Source organism: Calidifontimicrobium sp. SYSU G02091, assembly GCF_022631395.1.
GTDB lineage: Bacteria > Pseudomonadota > Gammaproteobacteria > Burkholderiales > Burkholderiaceae_C > Calidifontimicrobium > Calidifontimicrobium sediminis.
This window is the reverse complement of record NZ_JALBGB010000025.1, coordinates 1-19,442: the sequence shown is the minus strand read 5'-3', so window position 1 is coordinate 19,442 and position 19,442 is coordinate 1. Positions and strand designations below refer to the sequence as shown.

24 protein-coding genes are annotated in these 19,442 nt (G+C 71.2%); 14 read left to right on the top strand and 10 right to left on the bottom strand.

Annotation, left to right across the window (positions count from 1 at the left end):
• Nucleotides 1-10: 10 nt before the first annotated feature.
• The 10 genes from MOJ79_RS14450 to MOJ79_RS14405 form a co-directional block, all read right to left on the bottom strand.
• A complete protein-coding gene (locus MOJ79_RS14450) occupies nucleotides 11-1,075 on the bottom strand; it encodes an Sfum_1244 family protein (protein ID WP_241924780.1) in 1,065 nt (354 codons plus the stop codon).
• Nucleotides 1,072-1,548: a hypothetical protein gene (locus MOJ79_RS14445; RefSeq protein ID WP_241924779.1), complete on the bottom strand. Its 477-nt coding sequence runs from the start codon at nucleotides 1,546-1,548 to the stop codon at nucleotides 1,072-1,074. Before MOJ79_RS14445 ends, MOJ79_RS14450 begins: the two co-directional genes overlap by 4 nt.
• A 4-nt stretch (nucleotides 1,549-1,552) precedes the next feature.
• Nucleotides 1,553-1,777, bottom strand: coding sequence for a hypothetical protein (locus MOJ79_RS14440; RefSeq protein WP_241924778.1), 225 nt, complete (start codon nucleotides 1,775-1,777; stop codon nucleotides 1,553-1,555).
• A 22-nt stretch (nucleotides 1,778-1,799) separates the two neighbouring features.
• Nucleotides 1,800-2,132: a S24 family peptidase gene (locus tag MOJ79_RS14435; protein WP_119289934.1), complete on the bottom strand. Its 333-nt coding sequence runs from the start codon at nucleotides 2,130-2,132 to the stop codon at nucleotides 1,800-1,802.
• A 2-nt stretch (nucleotides 2,133-2,134) separates the two neighbouring features.
• Complete coding sequence (locus MOJ79_RS14430) at nucleotides 2,135-3,610, bottom strand: 2Fe-2S iron-sulfur cluster-binding protein (protein WP_241924777.1); 1,476 nt, start codon at nucleotides 3,608-3,610, stop codon at nucleotides 2,135-2,137.
• On the bottom strand, nucleotides 3,595-4,545 hold the full coding sequence (locus MOJ79_RS14425; protein WP_241924776.1) for a TauD/TfdA family dioxygenase: 951 nt from the start codon (nucleotides 4,543-4,545) through the stop codon (nucleotides 3,595-3,597). The genes MOJ79_RS14430 and MOJ79_RS14425 overlap by 16 nt, the downstream gene beginning before the upstream one ends.
• Nucleotides 4,545-5,153, bottom strand: coding sequence for a hypothetical protein (locus tag MOJ79_RS14420; protein WP_162910990.1), 609 nt, complete (start codon nucleotides 5,151-5,153; stop codon nucleotides 4,545-4,547). Before MOJ79_RS14420 ends, MOJ79_RS14425 begins: the two co-directional genes overlap by 1 nt.
• 148 nt (nucleotides 5,154-5,301) lie before the next feature.
• Nucleotides 5,302-5,631 carry a TusE/DsrC/DsvC family sulfur relay protein gene (locus MOJ79_RS14415; RefSeq protein WP_119289926.1) on the bottom strand — a complete coding sequence of 110 codons (330 nt, stop codon included), beginning with the start codon at nucleotides 5,629-5,631 and terminating at the stop codon, nucleotides 5,302-5,304.
• Nucleotides 5,632-5,679: 48 nt separating this feature from the next.
• Nucleotides 5,680-6,321 (bottom strand): type I-MYXAN CRISPR-associated protein Cas6/Cmx6, encoded by a 642-nt coding sequence (cas6, locus tag MOJ79_RS14410; protein ID WP_241924775.1) that lies wholly within the window; start codon nucleotides 6,319-6,321, stop codon nucleotides 5,680-5,682.
• A 13-nt stretch (nucleotides 6,322-6,334) separates the two neighbouring features.
• The gene (locus MOJ79_RS14405; protein WP_241924774.1) at nucleotides 6,335-6,568 is read right to left on the bottom strand and encodes a DUF6967 family protein; all 234 of its coding nucleotides are present in this window, start codon (nucleotides 6,566-6,568) and stop codon (nucleotides 6,335-6,337) included.
• 257 nt (nucleotides 6,569-6,825) lie between these two features.
• Between MOJ79_RS14405 and dsrA the strand changes: the two genes are divergently transcribed.
• From dsrA to MOJ79_RS14335, 14 genes are all read left to right on the top strand, one after another.
• Nucleotides 6,826-8,124: a dissimilatory-type sulfite reductase subunit alpha gene (gene dsrA / locus MOJ79_RS14400; RefSeq protein ID WP_241924773.1), complete on the top strand. Its 1,299-nt coding sequence runs from the start codon at nucleotides 6,826-6,828 to the stop codon at nucleotides 8,122-8,124.
• 71 nt (nucleotides 8,125-8,195) lie between these two features.
• Nucleotides 8,196-9,263: a dissimilatory-type sulfite reductase subunit beta gene (gene dsrB / locus MOJ79_RS14395; protein ID WP_241924772.1), complete on the top strand. Its 1,068-nt coding sequence runs from the start codon at nucleotides 8,196-8,198 to the stop codon at nucleotides 9,261-9,263.
• Between the two features lie 16 nt (nucleotides 9,264-9,279).
• Nucleotides 9,280-9,639 carry a sulfurtransferase complex subunit TusD gene (gene tusD, locus MOJ79_RS14390; RefSeq protein WP_119353134.1) on the top strand — a complete coding sequence of 120 codons (360 nt, stop codon included), beginning with the start codon at nucleotides 9,280-9,282 and terminating at the stop codon, nucleotides 9,637-9,639.
• A 2-nt stretch (nucleotides 9,640-9,641) separates the two neighbouring features.
• Complete coding sequence (tusC, locus tag MOJ79_RS14385; protein WP_119289914.1) at nucleotides 9,642-9,998, top strand: sulfurtransferase complex subunit TusC; 357 nt, start codon at nucleotides 9,642-9,644, stop codon at nucleotides 9,996-9,998.
• 13 nt (nucleotides 9,999-10,011) lie between these two features.
• Nucleotides 10,012-10,311, top strand: coding sequence for a sulfurtransferase complex subunit TusB (gene tusB, locus MOJ79_RS14380; RefSeq protein WP_241924771.1), 300 nt, complete (start codon nucleotides 10,012-10,014; stop codon nucleotides 10,309-10,311).
• Between the two features lie 42 nt (nucleotides 10,312-10,353).
• The gene (locus MOJ79_RS14375) at nucleotides 10,354-10,686 is read left to right on the top strand and encodes a TusE/DsrC/DsvC family sulfur relay protein (protein ID WP_119289910.1); all 333 of its coding nucleotides are present in this window, start codon (nucleotides 10,354-10,356) and stop codon (nucleotides 10,684-10,686) included.
• 37 nt (nucleotides 10,687-10,723) lie between these two features.
• Nucleotides 10,724-11,452: a respiratory nitrate reductase subunit gamma gene (locus tag MOJ79_RS14370; RefSeq protein WP_241924770.1), complete on the top strand. Its 729-nt coding sequence runs from the start codon at nucleotides 10,724-10,726 to the stop codon at nucleotides 11,450-11,452.
• 10 nt (nucleotides 11,453-11,462) lie between these two features.
• Complete coding sequence (gene dsrK, locus MOJ79_RS14365) at nucleotides 11,463-12,995, top strand: sulfate reduction electron transfer complex DsrMKJOP subunit DsrK (RefSeq protein ID WP_241924769.1); 1,533 nt, start codon at nucleotides 11,463-11,465, stop codon at nucleotides 12,993-12,995.
• Between the two features lie 39 nt (nucleotides 12,996-13,034).
• Nucleotides 13,035-14,993, top strand: a complete 1,959-nt coding sequence (locus tag MOJ79_RS14360) for an NAD(P)-binding protein (RefSeq protein WP_241924768.1) — start codon at nucleotides 13,035-13,037, stop codon at nucleotides 14,991-14,993.
• A 107-nt stretch (nucleotides 14,994-15,100) separates the two neighbouring features.
• Nucleotides 15,101-15,583: a hypothetical protein gene (locus MOJ79_RS14355; protein ID WP_241924767.1), complete on the top strand. Its 483-nt coding sequence runs from the start codon at nucleotides 15,101-15,103 to the stop codon at nucleotides 15,581-15,583.
• Entirely contained in the window at nucleotides 15,580-16,365 is a 786-nt protein-coding gene (gene dsrO, locus MOJ79_RS19045) for a sulfate reduction electron transfer complex DsrMKJOP subunit DsrO (protein WP_272885392.1), read from the top strand. The genes MOJ79_RS14355 and dsrO overlap by 4 nt, the downstream gene beginning before the upstream one ends.
• A complete protein-coding gene (nrfD, locus tag MOJ79_RS14345) occupies nucleotides 16,362-17,582 on the top strand; it encodes an NrfD/PsrC family molybdoenzyme membrane anchor subunit (RefSeq protein ID WP_241924766.1) in 1,221 nt (406 codons plus the stop codon). Before dsrO ends, nrfD begins: the two co-directional genes overlap by 4 nt.
• Nucleotides 17,579-18,988: a cobyrinate a,c-diamide synthase gene (locus MOJ79_RS14340; protein ID WP_241924765.1), complete on the top strand. Its 1,410-nt coding sequence runs from the start codon at nucleotides 17,579-17,581 to the stop codon at nucleotides 18,986-18,988. Before nrfD ends, MOJ79_RS14340 begins: the two co-directional genes overlap by 4 nt.
• 25 nt (nucleotides 18,989-19,013) lie before the next feature.
• Nucleotides 19,014-19,355 (top strand): HesB/IscA family protein, encoded by a 342-nt coding sequence (locus MOJ79_RS14335; protein WP_241924764.1) that lies wholly within the window; start codon nucleotides 19,014-19,016, stop codon nucleotides 19,353-19,355.
• The last annotated feature ends 87 nt before the right edge of the window (nucleotides 19,356-19,442 follow it).

Below are 19,442 nucleotides of genomic sequence, written 5' to 3'. Positions count from 1 at the left end.
GCGGCGCGCGTCAGCGCTGGAACACCGCATCGGGCCGCGACAGCCGCTCGCCGATCGCCACGGCGGCGTCGCCGTCGCGCGCGTGCAGCGCGAGCACCTCGTCGGCCAGCGCCGTGAAGTGTGTCGCCGCGGCGGCGCAGGTGTCGCGCAGCCCGCGGCCGCCGTCGCCGCCGCGCCACGTGGCATACGCCCGCGGCAGCGCCGGGCACAGCGCGGCACGCAGGCCGTCGAAGGTCGCGAAGAAGAAGTGCAGCGACGGCGCGTCGTCGCGTGCGAGCAGCGTCGGCAGCGTCGTCTCGAGGTCGGCGACGAGGTCGCGCACCGCACGCACCTGCAGGTCGGCACGGCGGTCGTCGAGCGCGCGCCGCATCGCCGCCCAGCCGGGCTCGAGGCGCTGCGCGGCGCGCCACTCGCCGAGCTCGTGCAGCACCAGCGTCTCGCCCTGCTCGTCGAGCAGGCGCGGCAGCGCGGCGTCGAAGTCGCGGTCCAGGCCGTAGGCGTCGACGACAGCCTTGAACGCGCCGTCGGCGCGCCTGAGGCCGAACGCTTCGAACTTCTCCCACATCCAGCGCGCGAACGACTCGCGGCGCAGCACGACGGTGTCTCCGACCAGCGCCGCCGGCGGCGCGAACAGCCCGCGCGCGAGCTCGCGGCCGCACACCTGCAGCGCCAGCCCGTCGTCGAGCGCGCGCGCCTCGAGCAGCTCGGCGAGGAAGAATGCCGGCCGCTCGCGGCCGGCCAGCGCAGCGCCGTACGCCAGCCCGTGGGCGGCCAGCGGGCTGGCGAGCGCGTCGACGTCGAACGGGTCGACGTCGGCCTCGGCCGCCGGCGACGGCAGCGCGACGAAGTCGCGGCCTTCGAGCTGCGCCCACTCGCGCTCGCGCCGTGCGAGCCAGGGGCCCACCGCGTCGCGCGCCAGCGGCGCGCCCAGCGGCAGCCGCTGCTCCCAGCGGTACAGCTCGCGCATCTGCAGCAGGTAGCTGCACAGCGTCAGCTCGGCCGCGTGGCGCGCGTCGGCGATGTGGCAGTTGGTCTGCACCGCGGCGGTGAGCGCCGCGACATCGTGCGCCGTCATCGTGCCCCCGGCCGGTGGCGGCGTCGCGGCTGCCACGTGGCCAGCGCCGGCACGATCTCGCCCCACGGGGCGTCCATCAGGCTGCCCCAGCGCGCGTGCGCGAGCCCGACGAGACGGTGCACGTCGGGCGGCGTGGTGGGCGCATCGGGCGAAGGCGCGTCGCCCAGCGCGCGCTGCAGTGCGCGCACGCCGCCGCACTGCAGCTGCAGCGCCTTCGCGTGGACGAGCGGCGCGCCGTGCGGCGGCAGCCGCAGCGCGAACGTCGCGCGCTCGCGCAGCAGTGCCACCAGCGTCGCGCAGTTGGTGTGCGCCACCGGCGACGCGCAGGTCACGAGGTCGCGCTCGCCCACCGCCTGCCGGCGCGCGAGCCCGCAGCCGGCCTCGCGCGCGAGCACGGCCTTCGTGAACACGCACGCGGTCGGTCCGGCGCAGCAGTCACCGGGGCGGTCGTCGGTGGCGGCGTCGGCGGCCATCGCGTCAGTCGTCGTCGGCGGTGCTCGGCGGCGCTTCGCGCACCTGGCCGAGCAGGTCCTCGGCGGCGAGCTCGTTGTCGGCGAACATCACTTTCACGCGTCCGGCGGTGCCGGGCGCGTCGGCGGCGCGCACGGCCTTCGCGTGCGCCGACGCGTCGCGGAACGACGCGAACTCGGCGAGCTTGGTCAGCACGCCGAGCGTGCCGACACGGTAGACGTAGTAGGGCATCGTGGAGGGCTTCGCAGCGGGGTCAGACGTAGCGTTTCGACGCGCGCCGGCGTCCCGGCAGCGCCTTCTGGATGATCACGCCGCGCACGGCCTCGAGGCCGGGGATCGGCAGGTCGGGCCATGCGGGGTCGAGCGCGTGCAGCCACCAGCGCGTGCCGTCGCCGCGCAGCTGGCGGAAGATCCACTCGCCGTCATGCAGCGCGAGCACGAACGAGCCGTCGCGCGCGAGGCCGTCGGGCTCGACGATCACGATGTCGCCGTCGTTGAACTCGGGCGCCATGCTGTGGCCGATCACGCGCAGCGCGAACGACTCGCCGCCGCTGCAGTCGCCGCCGAGCGTGGCCTGCGGATCCACCGTCAGACGACCTCGGCGAAGCGCTGCGCGGCGGGCACGCCGGCGCCGGCGAGCTGCGCATCGAGCGTGGCGACGAAGGCCTCGGGGCCGGCGAGGTAGAAGTCGCAGTCGATGTCGAACAGGTCGGCGCGCATCGCGCGCGCCATCTCGCGCGCGCCTTCGCGCGCGTCGTCGTGCCGCGACAGCGAGACCTCGAACGCGTCGAGCGCCTCGGACCACGCGCGGCACTGGTTGGCCATGAAGTGGCCGTCGGGCCGCGTCGCGAGCCAGAACAGCGAGATCGACGGCGCCGCGTCGAGCGCGAGCGCGTGCTCGATCAGGCTCTTGACCGGCGCGAAGCCGGTGTCGCAGGCGGCGAAGACGAGCGGCCGCTGGCTCTCGGCGAGCACGAACGTGCCGAGTGGCCCCCACACCGTGACCGGCTGGCCCGGCTTGACGGTGCCGGCGAACAGCGCGCGCGCGAACGCGTCGCCCTCGTCGCGCGCGACGTAGAAGTGCAGGTTGCGGTCGTCGCACGGGCAGCTGGCCACCGGGTGGGTGGCGTGCACGTCGTCGCCGCCGGCGCCTGCGATGCCCAGCGTCACCGACTGCCCGGCGAGGAAGCGCAGCCGGTTCGTGCGCGGCGTCTGCAGGTGCAGCAGCCGCGTGTCGGGCGCGAGCGCGGTGACGGCGCGCACCGTGGTCGTGATCTGCTGCGCCGCGATGTCCTGCGGCCCGCGGGCCTCCAGCGTCTCGAGCACCAGTTCGCTGCTCGCGGCTGTGTGCGCGCACATCAGCGTGTAGCCCTGGGCGCGCTCGGCTTCCGACAGCGCGTAGTCGCAGTGCTGCACCTTGGCGACCTCGCCGGCGATCACGCGCACCTTGCACATGCCGCAGCTGCCGTTGCCGCAGCCGTAGTTGAGCTTGAGCCCGGCGCGCAGCCCGGCCTGCAGCAGCGTGTCGCGACCCTCGACGGTGAACTCGTGGCCGCTGGGCCTGAGCGTGACCTGCGCCGACATCACCTTGAGCATGTCATCCATCACGTCGAGCACGTCGACGGTCTCGGTGGCGAGCACGCGTGCCAGCCCGCGCTCGATCTGCTGCTGCAGCCGCTGCCAGCGCGCGTCGTCGCCGTCGCGCGCCATGTCGCGCACCGTCTCGCGCAGCTCCATCACCAGCGCGTGGTAGCGCTCGAGGTGGCGGCGCACGTCGGCGAGCTCCTGCGTCTGCGCGAACAGCCGCTGCGCGAGCACTTCCTGGCTCGGCAGCAGCCGCTCGCGCACGCGGCGCCCGAACGCCTCGTCCTTGATGCGCGCAACGCGTTCGAGCAGCCCCGACTCCTCGAGCCGCGCCTGCGGGTACAGCGCGAGCAGCGCGTCGGTGGACACGCGGCCGTCGTCGCTGAGCTGCAGCGCGCCGTCGCGGATGCGCTGCTGCAGCACGCCGCGCGAGACGCCGACGAGCTGCGCGGCGCGCCAGACGGTCACCCATTGCGCCATGCGGCGTCTCCGCGCGCGGCGCGCGGCGCCACGCGGTCGAGGTAGCGGGCGCGGTACAGCAGCCGCGGGCGCGCCGGGTCGTCGACGAATGCGGTGCGCTCGTGCAGCACGTTGTTGGCGACGATGCCCATCCCGGCGTCGAGCTTGAGCCGCAGCGCCGGTGCCGCGTCGCCCGCGAGGACCGCCTCGAGCGCGGCCACCGCGGCGCGCGTGGCCGGGTCGTCTTTCCAGATGATGCTGCGCGTGCGCGCGGTGTAGCGCATGTGCAGCGCGCCGTCGTCGTCGACGGAGAACACCGGCCCCGACTGCGCCGCGCGGGCGACGCCGCCGACGGTGTCTTCGCGCGCAGGGATGGTCATCGCGTCGTCGGCCATCAGCGCGGCGATGTGCGTCGGGTCGGCGTCGCGCAGCGCGATGTAGACCCATTCGTGGTCGAGCAGCGCGTTGACGCCGCCCTCGGCGGCCGGGCGCACGCAGTGCAGGATCATGCCGCGGATGCGCCGGCCGGCCGGGTGGTAGTAGCCGTCGGTGTGCCAGCGGATCGCGCGGTCGGTGTACGGGATGAAGCCGCCGCGCCCGCCGTCACCGTCGCTGCGGTCGCTGACGGTGATGTGCGAGATGCCGTCTTCCTCGGCGAGCCAGTTGGCGTCGAGCCGCTCGAGCCCGAGCTGGCGCCCGAGCGCGCGCGGCAGAGACGCGTCGGCCGCGCTCGCCGGGCCGCGGTAGACGGCCATGTTCGCGCGGGCGCAGCGCTCGAGCAGCGCATCGCGCTCGCGCAGGGTCAGCGCGAACGGGTCGGCGACGTCGACGATCAGTTCGTCGACGTCACGCGGCGCGGCAGCGAGCTTCGCGGCGCGCCAGCGGCAGTACGCGACCTCGTCCGCGAGGTCGAACGGGCTCGCGGCGGCGGTGCGCACCGAGGTGGCCGTCGTCATCAGTCGGCTCCGAGCGCCGAGGCGCGGCGCGCGCGCTTCTCGGTCGAATAGACACCGGCCATGCCGCGCTCGACGAGCGCGACGGCCTCGGGCGCCTCGATGTCCATCACCTGGTCGAGCACCCACGGGCGGTCCTTGGGCGGCAGCAGCGGCTCGATGCGGCTGCCGAGGTAGCGGCGAAAGCCGAAGTCGGGCCCGTCGTCGCCGTAGCCGAACTCGGCGTAGTGCGGCGCGACCTCGTTGAACAGGTCGATGAAGCGCTCGCGGTAGCTCGCCGTGCCGGGCGCCACCGGGCCGAGCAGGTCACCCTCGTTCTCCTCGAGGAAGTCGGCGGTGCGCAGCACGAGCGCCGTCGTGAACGCGGCGCGCTCGTCGCCGGCCTGGCGCGCGTAGGCGATGCGGTCGGCGCACTGGATCAGGAACACCAGCACCTCGCGCAGGAACGCGAAGTACGGCGGCCCGACGTCGATGTCGAACCCGGCCTTGCGCATGCGGTCGAGCATCTGCCGCGCGACGCGCCAGACGATGAACGCGATCGCGCTGGCGCGCTGCTCGGCCGACTTCGGCTGCTCGGGCTTGAACCAGTGCGTCTTCAGCCGCATCGCCACGGGGCGAACCCTCCGACAGAGCTTGCGCGCACGCAGACCGCAAGCGAAGCGAAGCGCCCGTCCCGCGGCCGCCGCGGGTCCGGCTTCGCCGGCCCGCTGGCGGCGCCCCCCTGGGGGGGAGCGCCGAAGGCGCTTCGGGGGGGAGCCATCAGTACCCGCCTTTGCCATAAGGCTGCGGCAGCCCCGCGACCTTCGCACCCTGCTTGGCCGGCCCCAGCGGGAACAGGTCGTACAGCGCCTTGCTGTCGCAGCCCGGCAGGATCTCGGCGACGCCCTTGAGCATGTGGCGGAAGTTCGGCGTGTGGCCGTGCTCGCGGTACTCGTTGCGCAGGTACTCGACGACCTTCCAGTGGTCGTCGGTCAGCGTGATGCCTTCGGCCGCGGCGATGACGCGCACGACCTCGTCGCCGAAATCGGGCTCGATCAGGTAGCCCTGCTCGTCGGTTTCCAGTTCGGTGCCGTTGACGACATACCCCATGTCGAATGTCTCCTGTCGTGGTTCAGGGTCGGACGGATCGTGACCGGTTCAGCTGCCCACCGCCGCGGCCGAGCGGTGCGGCACGAACAGGCCCGCGCCGAGCCGCCGGTGCGGGCCGACACCGGCTTCGAGCACGCGCAGCGCGTCGGCGGCCGCGAGCCCGTGCAGCATCAGGCTGAAGCCCACGAGCACGCCGTCGCCGCCGCGGATGCGCTGGCGCTGGCCGCAGATGCGCTGGCACGCCGCACCGAGCGCGTCGAGCTCGGCGTTGACGGCGGCGAGGAACGCCGCTTCGTCGTCGCCGCCCGTGGCCTCGGCAAGGTCGGCGGCGACGAAGTGCGCGTACAGCGTGTTGTGCGGCAGCAGCTCGCGCAGGTGCGGCGTGCCCAGCCGCAGCCAATGGCCGTCGACGTCGAGCTCGCGCCCGGCCAGCGCACGCAGCGCGTCGGCGTGCGTGCGCGGCACACGCAGGACCAGGCGCGCGCGCTGCGACAGCAGCACGTCGCCGCCGGCCGTGTCGGCGACGTTGACCGGGTGCAGGCCGGCGCCGGGCAGGTCGCGCAGCCAGGGCGCGGCCGCATCGAGCGCGTCGGCCAGCGCAAGCCGGTAGTCGCGTGGCAGCGTGCGCCCCTCGAGCGGGAACACGGCGTCGACCATCGTCGAAGGCGGCAGCTCGGCGTCGTCGATCACGGCGGCCTCCGCCTCATGCGTCGCCCGCGTCGCCGGCGCCGGGCTGCGCACGCGCCCACGCCAGCAGCGCCTCACCCCAGGCGCGCGCCGTCAGCGGGTCGACGTCGAAGACCGTGAAGCGGCTCTTCTCGCGGATGCGCGTGCGCAGCAGGCTCATGCCGCCGGCGTCGTGGTCGACCTGCTGCAGCTCGATGTCCTGCCCGCCCAGCGGCACGCGCAGCTTCGCAATCGGGGTCAGGCGGGTCATCGCAGCGCAAGGCGGTCGAACCGAAGCGTGCATTGAGCGCGGCCATGCCCGGCGGCGTCCATACCCGGCACGGGGGATCGCTGCATAGCCCATCCGGGTAGTGTCGGTCTGCCCATTCGGGTCTATCGTCGCTACCCGACGCGGGTGATAGCGCGCCGCACGATGGCGCCCGTAGCATTCGCCGACCTTCGAACAACCGCCCGCCGAGGCGGGACAGCGCGCTGCAGGACCGGCGCCGGCCACCCAAGGAGACAAGCATGGCCAAGAAGATGCACGACACGCCGATGCTCGACGCGCTCGAGACCGGTCCGTGGCCCAGTTTCGTCACCGGCCTGAAGCGACTCGCGAAGGACAAGGACTACGTCGTCGACCTGCTCGGCACGCTCGAGACGTCGTACCAGACGAAGAAGGGCTACTGGAAGGGTGGCACCGTCGGCGTGTTCGGCTACGGCGGCGGCGTGATCCCGCGCTTCACCGAGCTGAAGAACGAGAAGGGCGAGCCGCTGTTCCCCGACGCGGCCGAGCTGCACACGCTGCGCGTGCAGCCGCCGCCGGGCATGCACTACACGACCGACGTGCTGCGCAAGATGTGCGACATCTGGGAGAAGCACGGCACCGGCCTGATCGCGTTCCACGGCCAGTCGGGCGACATCATGTTCCAGGGCGCGACGACCGCCAAGGTGCAGGAGGCGTTCGACGAGCTCAACGAGCTCGGCTTCGACCTCGGCGGCGCCGGCCCCGCGGTGCGCACGTCGATGAGCTGCGTCGGCGCCGCGCGCTGCGAGCAGAGCTGCTACGACGAGGGCCGCGCGCACCGCACGGTGATCAACACCTTCGTCGACGACATCCACCGCCCGGCGCTGCCGTACAAGTTCAAGTTCAAGTTCAGCGGCTGCCCGAACGACTGCATGAACTCGATCCAGCGTGCCGACATGGCCGTCATCGGCACCTGGCGCGACAACATGCGCACCGACGAGGAACTGGCGCGCAAGTGGTTCGACAAGCACGGCATGAACGAGCTCGTCAACGACGTCGTCGCGCGCTGCCCGACGAAGGCGATCCAGCTCAAGGAAGTCAAGGACCTGCGCCAGGGCGAGAAGATCAGCAGCGTCAAGGTCAGCGACACGCACGCGCTCGAGATCGACAACGGCGACTGCGTGCGCTGCATGCACTGCATCAACGTGATGACCGGCGCGCTCGCGCGCGGCACCGACACCGGCGTGACGGTGCTCGTCGGCGGCAAGCGCACGCTGAAGATCGGCGACCTGATGGGCACCGTCGTCGTGCCGTTCATGCCGATGAAGAGCGACGAGGACTTCGACAACCTCGTCGACCTCGCGCAGCGCGTGATCGACTTCTTCGCCGAGAACGCGCTCGAACACGAGCGCACCGGCGAGATGATCGAGCGCATCGGCCTCGTCAACTTCCTCGAGGGCATCGGCGTCGACATCGACCCGAACATGGTCTCGAACCCGCGCACGAACCCCTACGTGCGCACCGACGGCTGGGACGAGGAAGTGGCAAAGATCAACGCCAAGAAGAAGGCAGCGGCCTGAGCCGCCGCCTGGCACCCGCCGTCGCCGGCGCGGCGGCGGGACCCCGCTGAATCCATCGCGGAACACGCACCATGGCCCATCGCACCCCGATCGAGAGCGGCGCTCCCGACAACAAGCAGTACATGCACCCCACGTTGCTGAAGAACTACGGCAACTGGCGCTACCACGACCGCCCGCGCCCCGGTGTGCTGCACCACGTCTCGCACAGCGGCGACGAGGTGTGGACCGTGCGCGCCGGAACGCAGCGGCAGATGGACGTCTACACGATCCGCAAGCTGTGCGACATCGCCGACACCTATGCCGACGGCTACGTGCGCTTCACGATCCGCAGCAACATCGAATTCATGGTCGCCGACCCGAACAAGGTCGCGCCGCTGATCAGTGCGCTCGAGGAGAACGGCTTCCCCGTCGGCGGCACCGGCAACTCGGTGTCGATGATCGCGCACACGCAGGGCTGGCTGCACTGCGACATCCCGGGCACCGACGCGTCGGGCGTCGTCAAGGCGCTGATGGACGAGCTCTACGAGGAGTTCAAGCGCGAGGAGATGCCCAACCGCGTGCACCTGTCGACGAGCTGCTGCGAGATCAACTGCGGCGGCCAGGCCGACATCGCGATCATCGTGCAGCACACCAAGCCGCCGAAGATCAACCACGACCTGGTGGCCAACGTCTGCGAGCGCCCGGCGGTCGTCGCACGCTGCCCGGTCGCGGCGATCCGGCCGGCACTGGTCAACGGCAAGCCCTCGCTCGAAGTCGACGAGAAGAAGTGCATCTGCTGCGGCGCCTGCTACCCGCCGTGCCCGCCGATGCAGATCAACGACCCCGAGCACTCGAAGCTGGCGATCTGGGTCGGCGGCAAGAACTCGAACGCGCGCGGCAAGCCGACCTTCATGAAGATGGTCGCGGCCGGCATTCCGAACAACCCGCCGCGCTGGCCGGAAGCGTCGGCGATCGTCAAGAAGATCCTCTACACCTACAAAGCCGACGCGCGCTCGTGGGAGCGCCTGAGCGACTGGGTCGAGCGCATCGGCTGGCCGCGCTTCTTCGAGAAGTGCGACCTGCCGTTCACCAAGTACCTGATCGACGACTGGCGCGGCTCGCGGGCCAACCTGAACGCGTCGACGCATATCCGTTTCTGAACCGGCGCGGCACCCGATGAAATTCACCCTGCTGGTCAGCGAAGGCCCGTACACGCACCAGGCGAGCGACACCGCGTACCAGTTCGCTGCCGCCGCGATCGCCAAGGGCCACGAGGTGATGCGCGTCTTCTTCTACCACGACGGCGTCTACAACGCGACGCGGCTCACCGAGCCGCCGCAGGACGACCGCCACATCGTCAACCGCTGGTCGGCGCTGAAGGAGCAGCACGGCGTCGACCTCGTCGTGTGCGTCGCCGCCGCACTGCGCCGCGGCATCAAGGACGAGGTGCTCGCGCCGGGCTTTCGCATCAGCGGGCTCGGCCAGCTCGTCGACGGCGGCATCAAGAGCGACCGCACGGTGACCTTCGGAGACTGACGATGAAGAAGTTCATGTTCGTCAACCGCAAGGCCCCGTACGGCACGATCTACGCGCTCGAGAGCCTCGAGGTGGTGCTGATCACGGCCACGTTCGACCAGGACGTCAGTCTCGTGTTCGTCGACGACGGCGTCTACCAGCTCGTCAAGGGCCAGGACACGAAGGCCATCGGCATCAAGAACCACAGCAAGACGTATCGCGCGCTCGAGGGCTACGACATCGAGAAGCTGTATGTCGAGCGCGAGTCGATGGACGCGCGCGGCCTGACCGAGGACGACCTGCTCGTCGACGTCACGGTGCTGTCAAGCGCCGAGATGGCCGACCTGATGGCCGCGCAGGACGTCGTGCTGTCGTTCTGACCGAGGAACCCCGATGCTGCACATCGTCAACAAGTCCCCCGCGCAGACGACGGGCCTCGCGAGCTGCCTGCGGCTGGCCAAGGACGGCCACACGCTGCTGCTGATCGAGGACGGCGTCTACGCTGCCACCACCGGCATGGCCGTGGCGAGCGGGCTGGCGGCCGCGACGAAGCGGCTGAAGGTCGTCGCGCTCGCGCCCGACCTCGAGGCGCGCGGCGTCGCCGGCCGCCTGATCGACGGCGTGGCCACGGTGGACTACGCCGGCTTCGTCGACCTCGTCGCCGAGCACCCCACGAACCAGTCCTGGCTCTGAAGCGCGAGCCAACCCCTTCACCCGACGCACGAGGAGAACGAGATGTCGATCGAAGTCAACGGCCACACCATCGAGACCGACGAGGAAGGCTACCTGGTCAACCTGTCCGACTGGAACGAGGACGTGGCCGCCGCGATCGCCAAGCAGGAAAACGTCGAGATGACACCCAACCACTGGGAAGTCGTCAACTTCCTGCGCCAGTACTACGACGAGTACCAGATCGCCCCCGCGGTGCGCGTGCTGACGAAGGCCATCGGCAAGCAGCTCGGCGAAGAGAAGGGCAACAGCAAGTACCTCTACGAACTGTTCCCGTACGGCCCGGCGAAGCAGGCGTGCAAGATCGCCGGCCTGCCCAAGCCCACCGGCTGCGTCTGAGGGGCCGACGGGCGCCGTCACCGGCAGGATCCACGCGATGACGGCGCTCGGCTGGGCCTACGCGGTCGTCTTCTACGCGGCGACGGCGCTGTTCGTCGTCGGCCTGGCGCTGAAGATCCGGCGCTACGCGACGACGCCGGCGCCGCTGAAGATCCCGACGACGCCGGCGCCGACGACGGGCGGCGGCGCGGCGCTGCGCATGGTGCGCGAGGTCGCCCTCTTCGAGAGCCTGTTCAAGTCCAACAAGTGGACCTGGGCCTTCGGCTGGCTGTTCCACGTCTCGCTGCTGCTCGTGATCCTGCGCCACGTGCGCTACTTCCAGCAGCCGGTGTGGGAGCCGATCGTGTGGGTGCAGCCGTTCGGCACCTACGCCGGTTTCACGATGGTCGCGGGCCTGGCGGGGCTGTGGGCGAGGCGTTTCCTCGTCGACCGGGTGCGCTACATCTCGACGCCGTCGGACCACCTGCACCTGGCGCTGCTGATCGCGATCGGCCTGTCGGGGCTCGGGATGCGCTTCGTCGCGCACACCGACATCGTCGCGCTGAAGGCGTTCACGCTCGGGCTGATGCGCTTCGACGTGCAGCCGCTGCCGGCCGACCCGCTGCTGCTGCTGCACCTGGCGCTGGTGGCGGTGCTTCTGATCGTGTTCCCGATCAGCAAGCTGCTGCACGCGCCGGGGCTGCTGTTCAGCCCGACGCGTTACCAGGTCGACAACCCGCGCGAGGCGCGCCACGTGGCGTCGTGGGCGGCCGCGCTCGACAAGTGAGGGCAGTGGCGTGGCCACCGCGGCGTTCCAGACTCCCGAACTGAAGCCCTACCCGGTCATCCCGCTGGTGGCCGAGGGCGCGATGGCGCACACCAGGCCGTTCGTCGCGTCGCCGCAGATCCAGAGCCACATCGGTTTCCCCGGCGAGCTGAGCGAGGGCTGGGAGCAGCGTGCGATCGCGAAGATGGGCGAACTGCTCGGCAAGTACCGCTCGCTGCAGGTGTACATGGACGCCTGTGTGCACTGCGGCGCGTGCTCCGACAAGTGCCACTACTTCCTCGGCACCGGCGATCCGAAGAACATGCCGGTGGCGCGCCAGGACCTGATGCGCAAGGTCTACCGGCGCTACTTCACGCTCGCCGGCAAGCTGTTCCCGAAGCTCGTGGGCGCCGTCGACCTCACGCGCGAGGTGCTCGACGAGTGGTACAGCTACTACCACCAGTGCTCCGAGTGCCGCCGCTGCAGCGTGTTCTGCCCGTACGGCATCGACACCGCCGAGGTCACGATGGCCGCGCGCGAGATCATGGACTCGGTCGGCCTCGGGCAGAAGTACAGCAACGAGATCATCGGCAAGGTCCACAAGATCGGCAACAACCTCGGGCTGCCGGGCCCTGCGCTCGAGAACACGCTCGAGGACCTGGAAGAAGACGTCAAGGCAGACACCGGCGTCGACGTGCGCTATCCGATCGATGCCAAGGGCGCCAAGGTGCTGCTGGTGACGCCGTCGGCCGACTTCTTCGCCGAGCCGCACGTCGAGAGCCTGATCGGCTACGGCAAGGTGTTCCACGCCGCCGGCATTAGCTGGACGCTGTCGAGCAAGGCGAGCGAGGCCGGCAACTTCGGCATGTTCATCGGCAACTACGAGCAGCTGCGCAAGATCGCGATGCGCATCCGCGAGGCGGCGCTCGAGCTCGGCGTCAAGCGCATCGTCGTCGGCGAGTGCGGCCACGCGTGGCGCGTGGCCTACAGCTTCTGGAACACGCTGATCGGCGTCGGCGCGGGCGGCAAGGACCCGTTCGCGATCGAGCTGCAGCAGCAGCTCGACCCACGCTACAAGCAGCCGACGCACATCTGCGAGCTGACCCACGACCTGATCCAGCGCGGTGCGCTCAAGTTCGACAAGGAAAAGAACGACGACCGCATCATCACGTTCCACGACTCGTGCAACGTCGCGCGCGCCTCGCGCATGGGTGACATGCCGGGCGGCCAGTTCGTGATCCCGCGCGAGATCATCAAGGCCGTGGCCAACCACTTCCACGACATGGCGCCGGGCACGATCGGCGAGGCCACGTTCTGCTGCGGCGGCGGCGGCGGGCTGCTGACTGACGACTTGATCGAACTGCGCGTCAAGGGCGCGCTGCCGCGCATGGAGGCGCTGAAGAACGTCGTCGACCAGCACGGCGTCAACTTCATGGCCACGATCTGCGCGATCTGCAAGGCGCAGTTCACGAAGGTGCTGCCGTACTACGGCTTCGACATGAGCATGGTCGGCGGCGTGCACCAGCTCGTCAGCAAGGCCATCCGGCTCGGCGACGCCCGCTGAACGGCGCCGCGCCGCACACGATTCCCCAGGAGACCCGCGATGTCTGCCGCAACCGAGACCACCGACGTCAAGCCGCTGACCTTCCGCCGCTTCAAGGACGGCGACCACAAGATCAAGCGCTGGCAGGAGCAGATCTTCGACGCCGACCACTCGCACAAGTGCCCGACGTACATCCAGAGCACGCCGCCGTGCCAGGCGTCGTGCCCGTCCGGCGAGGACATCCGCGGCTACCTGAACATCGTGCGCGGCATCGAGAAGCCGCCGGCCGGCGTGCCGTGGCAGGAGTACGCGTGGCGGCGCCTGACCGAGGCCAACCCGCTGCCGTCCGTGATGGGCCGCGTCTGCCCGGCGCCGTGCGAGTCCGGGTGCAACCGCAACGAGGTCGAGGACTTCGTCGGCATCAACTCGGTCGAGCACTTCCTCGGCGAGTACGCGATCGCGAACAACCTGCAGTTCCCGAAGCCCGAGAAGCTCACGGGCAAGAAGGTCGCCGTGATCGGCGGCGGCCCGGCCGGGCTGTCGGCGGCGTACCAGCTCGCGCGCAAGGGCCACTCGGTGACGATCTTCGACGAGCGCGCCGAGCTCGGCGGCATGATGCGCTACGGCATCCCGGGCTTCCGCACGCCGAGGCGGGTGCTCGACGCCGAGATCCAGCGCATCCTCGACCTCGGCGTCGAGGCGCGCCTGAACACGCGCATCGGCACCGACATTACGCTCGAGCAGATCCAGGCCGAGTTCGACGCCGTCTTCCTCGGCCTCGGTGCGCAAAGCGGCCGCCCGCTGCCGGTCGAAGGCGCCGACGCGCCGAACTGCGTCACCGCGACCGCGTTCCTGAAGGCGTTCAACGATGGGCGGCTGCGCCACGTCGGCAAGCGCGTCGTCGTCGTCGGCGGCGGCGACACGTCGATCGACGTCGCCACCGTCGCGCGCCGCCTCGGCCACATCGAGCAGGTGCACGAGAAGGACCGCCCCGAGATGGCGATCGCCGGCCACGTCGCGCACGACGTCGCGTCGGTGTCGGCGCGCCAGGGCGCCGAAGTGACGCTGACGTCGATCTTCGCCGTCGACAAGATGCAGGCGAGCAAGCACGAGGTCGAACACGCCCTCGCCGAAGGCATCGCGATCCGCGGCGGGCTCGCGCCGGTGGCCGTCGTGCGCGGACCTGACGGGCGTGCCACCGCGCTGCGCGTCGCGCGGTGCGAGGCGTCGATCAAGGGCGGCCGGCTCGAGATCAAGATGATCGAAGGCACCGAGGAGGACATCCCGGCCGACCTGATCGTCTCGGCGATCGGCCAGGCGGTGGACTTCACCGGGCTCGAAGCGCTGAACAACGGCAAGGGCGGCATCAGCGCCGACAAGAACTACCAGGTCCAGGGCCACAAGGGCATGTTCGTCGGCGGCGACGTCGTGCGCCCGCACCTGCTGACGACCGCGATCGGCCATGGCGCGATCGCCGCCGACAGCATCGACCGCTACCTCGCCGGCGAGCCGCTCGACAAGCGGCCGAAGATCGACGTCCACACCTGGGACATCCAGCGCAAGCTGATCGAGAAGGGGCTCGTGCTGTCGGAGGTGCACGAGCCGATCCGCGGCACCGACAGCACCAACGTCGCGATCCACAACTTCGACAACCGCTCCGACCGCTACGTGATCCCGCACGAGGAGCTGTTCCTCGGCCACTTCCAGTACACGCCGCGCCACAAGCGCAAGATCGTCACGCTGACCGCCGAGCAGGCACTGAACAACTTCGACGAGCGCGTGCTGCCGCTGACCGAGGCCGAGGCGATCGCCGAGGCCAAGCGCTGCATGAGCTGCGGGCTGTGCTTCGAGTGCGACAACTGCGTCGTCTACTGCCCGCAGACCGCGGTGTTCAAGGTCAAGAAGTCGCAGGCGACGACGGGGCGTTACGTCGACACCGACTACACGAAGTGCATCGGCTGCCACATCTGCCACGACGTGTGCCCGACCGGGTACATCCAGATGGGTCTCGGGGAGTGATGGCCCCCCCCCGCAGCGCCTTCGGCGCCTCCCCCCCGGGGGGGCGCCGCCAGCGGACCGGCGAAGCCGGATCCGCGGCGGCCGCTTGGACCACGGCGGCGTGGCGGATGGGGATCCTGTCGCTGGCGCTGGGTGCAGCAGCTTCTTGCGCGCTGGCTCAGGGCAGCGGCCGCACGCCCAAGCCGGTGATCGAGCCGGCCAAGCCGGGCACCCAGTGCATCGCCGACCCGGCGACGATGCGCCGCGAGCACCCGGCGATGCTCAAGCACCAGCGCGACGAGACGGTCCACGGCGGCATCCGCGGCGCGAAGGCGAGCCTGAAGGCCTGCATCGCGTGCCACGCGAGCCCGACGACCGGCAGCGTCGCGGCCGCCGAGACGAACTTCTGCATCAGCTGCCACAGCTACACCGCGGTGCGCATCGACTGCTTCGAGTGCCACGCGACGAAGCCGGCGCCCACCGCGTTCCACCCGATCGTGCCGGTGGGGCCGAACGCGGCGGCCGTGATGCGCCTCGGGGCGCAGGCCCGCCAGCTCGACGGCGGCATCGCCGCGGCCGACGCCGCCACCTTGCAGCTGCTGAAGCCATGAGCGAATACGAGCACGCCCCTGCCGCGGCCCGCGATGCCGCCAAGGCCACGCGGCGCGGCTTCTTCGGCGTCGCCGCCGCCGGACTGGCCGGCGTGATGGTCGCGCCCGGCATCCGGCTGATCGAGGTCGCGCGCGCCGCCGGCGCCGACGGCCCCACTGCGGGCGCCAGCCCGAAGGTGCGCTGGGGCCTGCTGATCGACACGACGAAGTGCGCCAGCGGCTGCACCGACTGCGTCGACGCCTGCAACGCCGAGAACGGGCTCGACCCGCGGCCGACGCCGACCTCGGCGCAGTGGATCCGCAAGGTCGAGATCAAGGAGATCAAGACCGGGCGCGTCAGCTCGGCACCGGTGATGTGCCAGCACTGCGCGTCGCCGCCGTGCGTCGACGTGTGCCCGACCGGCGCGTCGTTCAAGCGCGCCGACGGCATCGTGCTCGTCGACCGCCACATCTGCATCGGCTGCCGCTACTGCATGATGGCCTGCCCGTACAAGGCGCGCTCGTTCGTGCACGAGCCGCTGACCGACCAGAAGCCCGACGTGCCGCGCGGCAAGGGCTGCGTCGAGAGCTGCACGCTGTGCGTGCACCGCATCGACGCCGGCGGCACGACGACCGCGTGCGCCGAGGCGTGCACGAAGGCCGGCCACGGCGCGATCCTGTTCGGCGACCTCAACGACCCCGACAGCGCGATCTCGAAGCGCCTGCGCGAGGTCGCCAGCGTGCAGTTGCGCGCCGACCTGCGGCTCGACCCGGGCGTGCGCTACCAGGGGATCACGTCATGACGGCGCTCGCCGAAGCGCGCGACGACGCGCGCCGCTTCTGGCTGCTGGTGCTCGCCGGCGGCCTCGTCGCCGCGATCGGGCTCGGCGCCGCGCACTACATGGAGGTGCACGGCCACATCGTCACCGGCATGACGAACCAGGTCGTCTGGGGTCTGCCGCACGTGTTCGCGATCTTCATGATCGTCGCCGCGTCGGGCGTGCTCAACGTCGCGTCGATCGGCTCGGTGTTCGGCCAGACGGTCTACAAGAAGCGCGCGCCGCTGTCGGGGCTGCTGAGCCTGGCGCTGCTCGCCGGTGGCCTGATGGTGCTGATGCTCGACCTCGGCCGCCCCGAGCGCGTGATCGTCGCGGCGACGCACTACAACTTCAAGTCGGTGTTCGCCTGGAACGTGTTCCTGTACTCGGGCATGGCGGCGATCGTCGCGCTGTACCTGTGGACGATGTTCGAGCGCCGCATGAACCGCTGGTCCAAGCCGGCGGGCATCGCCGCGCTGGTGTGGCGCTTCGTGCTGACCACCGGCACCGGCTCGATCTTCGGCTTCCTCGTGGCGCGCCAGGCGTACCAGTCGGCGCTGCTCGCGCCACTGTTCATCGTGCTGTCGTTCGGCTGGGGCCTGGCGGTGTTCCTCGTCGTGCAGTCGACGATGTACGCGTGGAACCGCATCACGCTGCCGGCCGAGATCCAGCGCCGCCTGGCGCGCCTGCTCGGCGTGTTCATCGCCGCGTCGCTGTACCTGGTGGCGGTGTACCACCTGACGAACCTGTACTTCGCGCGCCAGGGCGCGTTCGAGGCCTTCATCCTGTTCGGTCGCGACGGCGGCGGCACGTTCGCGCTGCTGTTCTGGGTCGGCTACGTGCTCGTGGGCTCGCTCGCGCCGCTGGCGCTGCTGTTCAGGCCCAAGCCCGACGGCAGCAGCCTGCTGGTGGCCGCCGCGCTCGTCGTGCTCGGCGCGTTCGCGTGGCTGTTCGTGTTCATCATCGGCGGGCAGTCGTTCCCGCTCGAGATCTTCCCCGGCCACGTCGTGACGAGCCCGTTCGCCGACGGCGCCGTCGAGCACTACGTGCCGCGCCTGCCCGAGTGGCTGCTCGGCTTCGGCGGCGTCGGCGCGGCGTTCGTGCTGACGACGGTGGGCGTGCGCGTGCTCGATTTCCTGCCGCAGGACGACGTCGCGCCGGCGGCGAAGGCGGCACCCGCGACGGAGGGCGCGTCGTCGTGACGCCGCTGCCGCGCCTGTTCATTTCGGCGGCGCACAAGTCGTCGGGCAAGACCACGGTCGCGATCGGGCTCGCCGCGGCGTTCGCGGCGCGCGGCGTCGCGGTGCAGCCGTTCAAGAAGGGGCCCGACTACATCGACCCGATGTGGCTGACGCGCGCGGCCGGCCGCGCCTGCGTCAACCTCGACCCGCACCTGCAGACGCCTGCGGCGATCGGCGCGACGTTCGCCGACGCGGCCGCCGGCTGCGACCTCGCGCTGATCGAGGGCAACAAGGGGTTGCACGACGGGCTCGCACTCGACGGCAGCAACAGCAACGCGGCGCTGGCCAAGCAGCTCGGCGCGCCGGTCGTGCTCGTGCTCGATGCGCGCGGCATGACGCGCGGCGTCGCGCCGCTCGTGCTCGGCTTCCAGGCCTTCGACCGCGACGTGCGCATCGCCGGCGTGATCCTGAACCAGGTCGGCGGCGCACGCCACGAGTCCAAGCTGCGCGCTGCACTCGAGGCGTACACCGACGTGCCGGTGCTCGGCGCCATCGCGCGCGACGAGCGCCTCGTGCTGCCCGAGCGCCACCTCGGCCTCACGCCCGACGCCGAGTTCGACGGCGCCGCCGAGCGCGTCGCACAGATCGCGACCCTCGTCGCCGACGGCGTCGACCTCGACCGCGTGCGCGCCGTCGCCGCCGCGGCGCCGGCGTGGGCGGGGCCCGCGCCGCAGCGGCCCGCCGCCACCCCACGCGCCGACGTGCGCATCGCCATCGCGCGCGACCGTGCGTTCGGTTTCTATTACGCCGACGACCTGGCGGCGCTCGAAGCGGCCGGCGCGTGCCTGGTGCCGATCGACACGCTGCACGACACGTCGCTGCCCGCCGTCGACGGGCTGTTCGTCGGTGGCGGCTTCCCCGAGGTCTTCATGGCCGAGCTCGAGGCCAACGTCGCGCTGCGCCATGCGCTGCGCGACGCGATCGCCGCCGGCTTGCCGACCTACGCCGAGTGCGGCGGGCTGATGTACCTCGCGCGCTCGATCCGCTGGGGTGATCGCTGCGCCGAGATGGTCGGCGCGATCCCGGGCGACGTGACGATGCACGCGAAGCCCGTCGGGCGCGGCTACGTGCGTCTCGAAGCCCTTGCCGACCACCCGTGGGGGCAGGCCTCGGGCACCGTGCTGCACGGCCACGAGTTCCACCACTCGAGCCTCGACGGCCTCGTACCGCACACCGCGTTCGCGTACCGCGTGCAACGCGGCCACGGCGTCGACGGGGCGTGCGACGGCGTCGTCGTCGGCCGCCTCGTCGCGTCGTACAGCCACCTGCGCACCGGCGCCGGCAGCGACTGGGCGCCGCGCTTCGTCGATTTCGTGCGCCGCTGCCGCGCGACCGCCGCCGCGCCGGGCCTCGCGCTCGCCGCGTGAACCCACGCCCCTCTGGAGCCCGCCGATGCTGACCGTGACCGACGCCGCCCTCGAACAGATCCGCAGCGCCGCGCTGCAGGGCCGTGCGGTGGGCATGGCGCTGCGCGTCGCGGCGCGGCGCGCCGACGACGGTTCGATCGAGTACGGCATGGGCTTCGACGACACCCACGACGAGGACGAGGCGCTCGAGTTCGACGGTCTGACGGTCGTCGTCGCGGCCGCGAGCCGCCCGCTGCTGCAGGGCACGACGCTCGACTGGGTCGAGCTCGAGCCGGGCGAGCGGCGCTTCATCTTCATTCCCCCCGCCGACGAGGCGCCGCCGGCGCGCGGCTGCGGCAGCGGCGGCTGCTCGCGCTGCGGCGGCTGAGAGCGTGAGAGTTTTTCGTCCGCTGCCCTCGTGCTGGCATGTCTCTGGCTTGCTGTTGGGCATGAGCGATCCGACGCACCAAGACAG

Bases quoted from the DNA above. Each gene is read 5' to 3' on its own strand.
- MOJ79_RS14450 (WP_241924780.1), bottom strand. From the start codon at position 1,075: ATGACGGCGCACGATGTCGCGGCGCTCACCGCCGCGGTGCAGACCAAC.
- MOJ79_RS14445 (WP_241924779.1), bottom strand. From the start codon at position 1,548: ATGGCCGCCGACGCCGCCACCGACGACCGCCCCGGTGACTGCTGCGCC.
- MOJ79_RS14440 (WP_241924778.1), bottom strand. From the start codon at position 1,777: ATGCCCTACTACGTCTACCGTGTCGGCACGCTCGGCGTGCTGACCAAG.
- MOJ79_RS14430 (WP_241924777.1), bottom strand. From the start codon at position 3,610: ATGGCGCAATGGGTGACCGTCTGGCGCGCCGCGCAGCTCGTCGGCGTC.
- MOJ79_RS14425 (WP_241924776.1), bottom strand. From the start codon at position 4,545: ATGACGACGGCCACCTCGGTGCGCACCGCCGCCGCGAGCCCGTTCGAC.
- MOJ79_RS14415 (WP_119289926.1), bottom strand. From the start codon at position 5,631: ATGGGGTATGTCGTCAACGGCACCGAACTGGAAACCGACGAGCAGGGC.
- MOJ79_RS14405 (WP_241924774.1), bottom strand. From the start codon at position 6,568: ATGACCCGCCTGACCCCGATTGCGAAGCTGCGCGTGCCGCTGGGCGGG.
- dsrA (WP_241924773.1), top strand. From the start codon at position 6,826: ATGGCCAAGAAGATGCACGACACGCCGATGCTCGACGCGCTCGAGACC.
- dsrB (WP_241924772.1), top strand. From the start codon at position 8,196: ATGGCCCATCGCACCCCGATCGAGAGCGGCGCTCCCGACAACAAGCAG.
- tusD (WP_119353134.1), top strand. From the start codon at position 9,280: ATGAAATTCACCCTGCTGGTCAGCGAAGGCCCGTACACGCACCAGGCG.
- tusC (WP_119289914.1), top strand. From the start codon at position 9,642: ATGAAGAAGTTCATGTTCGTCAACCGCAAGGCCCCGTACGGCACGATC.
- tusB (WP_241924771.1), top strand. From the start codon at position 10,012: ATGCTGCACATCGTCAACAAGTCCCCCGCGCAGACGACGGGCCTCGCG.
- MOJ79_RS14375 (WP_119289910.1), top strand. From the start codon at position 10,354: ATGTCGATCGAAGTCAACGGCCACACCATCGAGACCGACGAGGAAGGC.
- MOJ79_RS14370 (WP_241924770.1), top strand. From the start codon at position 10,724: ATGACGGCGCTCGGCTGGGCCTACGCGGTCGTCTTCTACGCGGCGACG.
- MOJ79_RS14360 (WP_241924768.1), top strand. From the start codon at position 13,035: ATGTCTGCCGCAACCGAGACCACCGACGTCAAGCCGCTGACCTTCCGC.
- MOJ79_RS14355 (WP_241924767.1), top strand. From the start codon at position 15,101: ATGGGGATCCTGTCGCTGGCGCTGGGTGCAGCAGCTTCTTGCGCGCTG.
- dsrO (WP_272885392.1), top strand. From the start codon at position 15,580: ATGAGCGAATACGAGCACGCCCCTGCCGCGGCCCGCGATGCCGCCAAG.
- nrfD (WP_241924766.1), top strand. From the start codon at position 16,362: ATGACGGCGCTCGCCGAAGCGCGCGACGACGCGCGCCGCTTCTGGCTG.
- MOJ79_RS14335 (WP_241924764.1), top strand. From the start codon at position 19,014: ATGCTGACCGTGACCGACGCCGCCCTCGAACAGATCCGCAGCGCCGCG.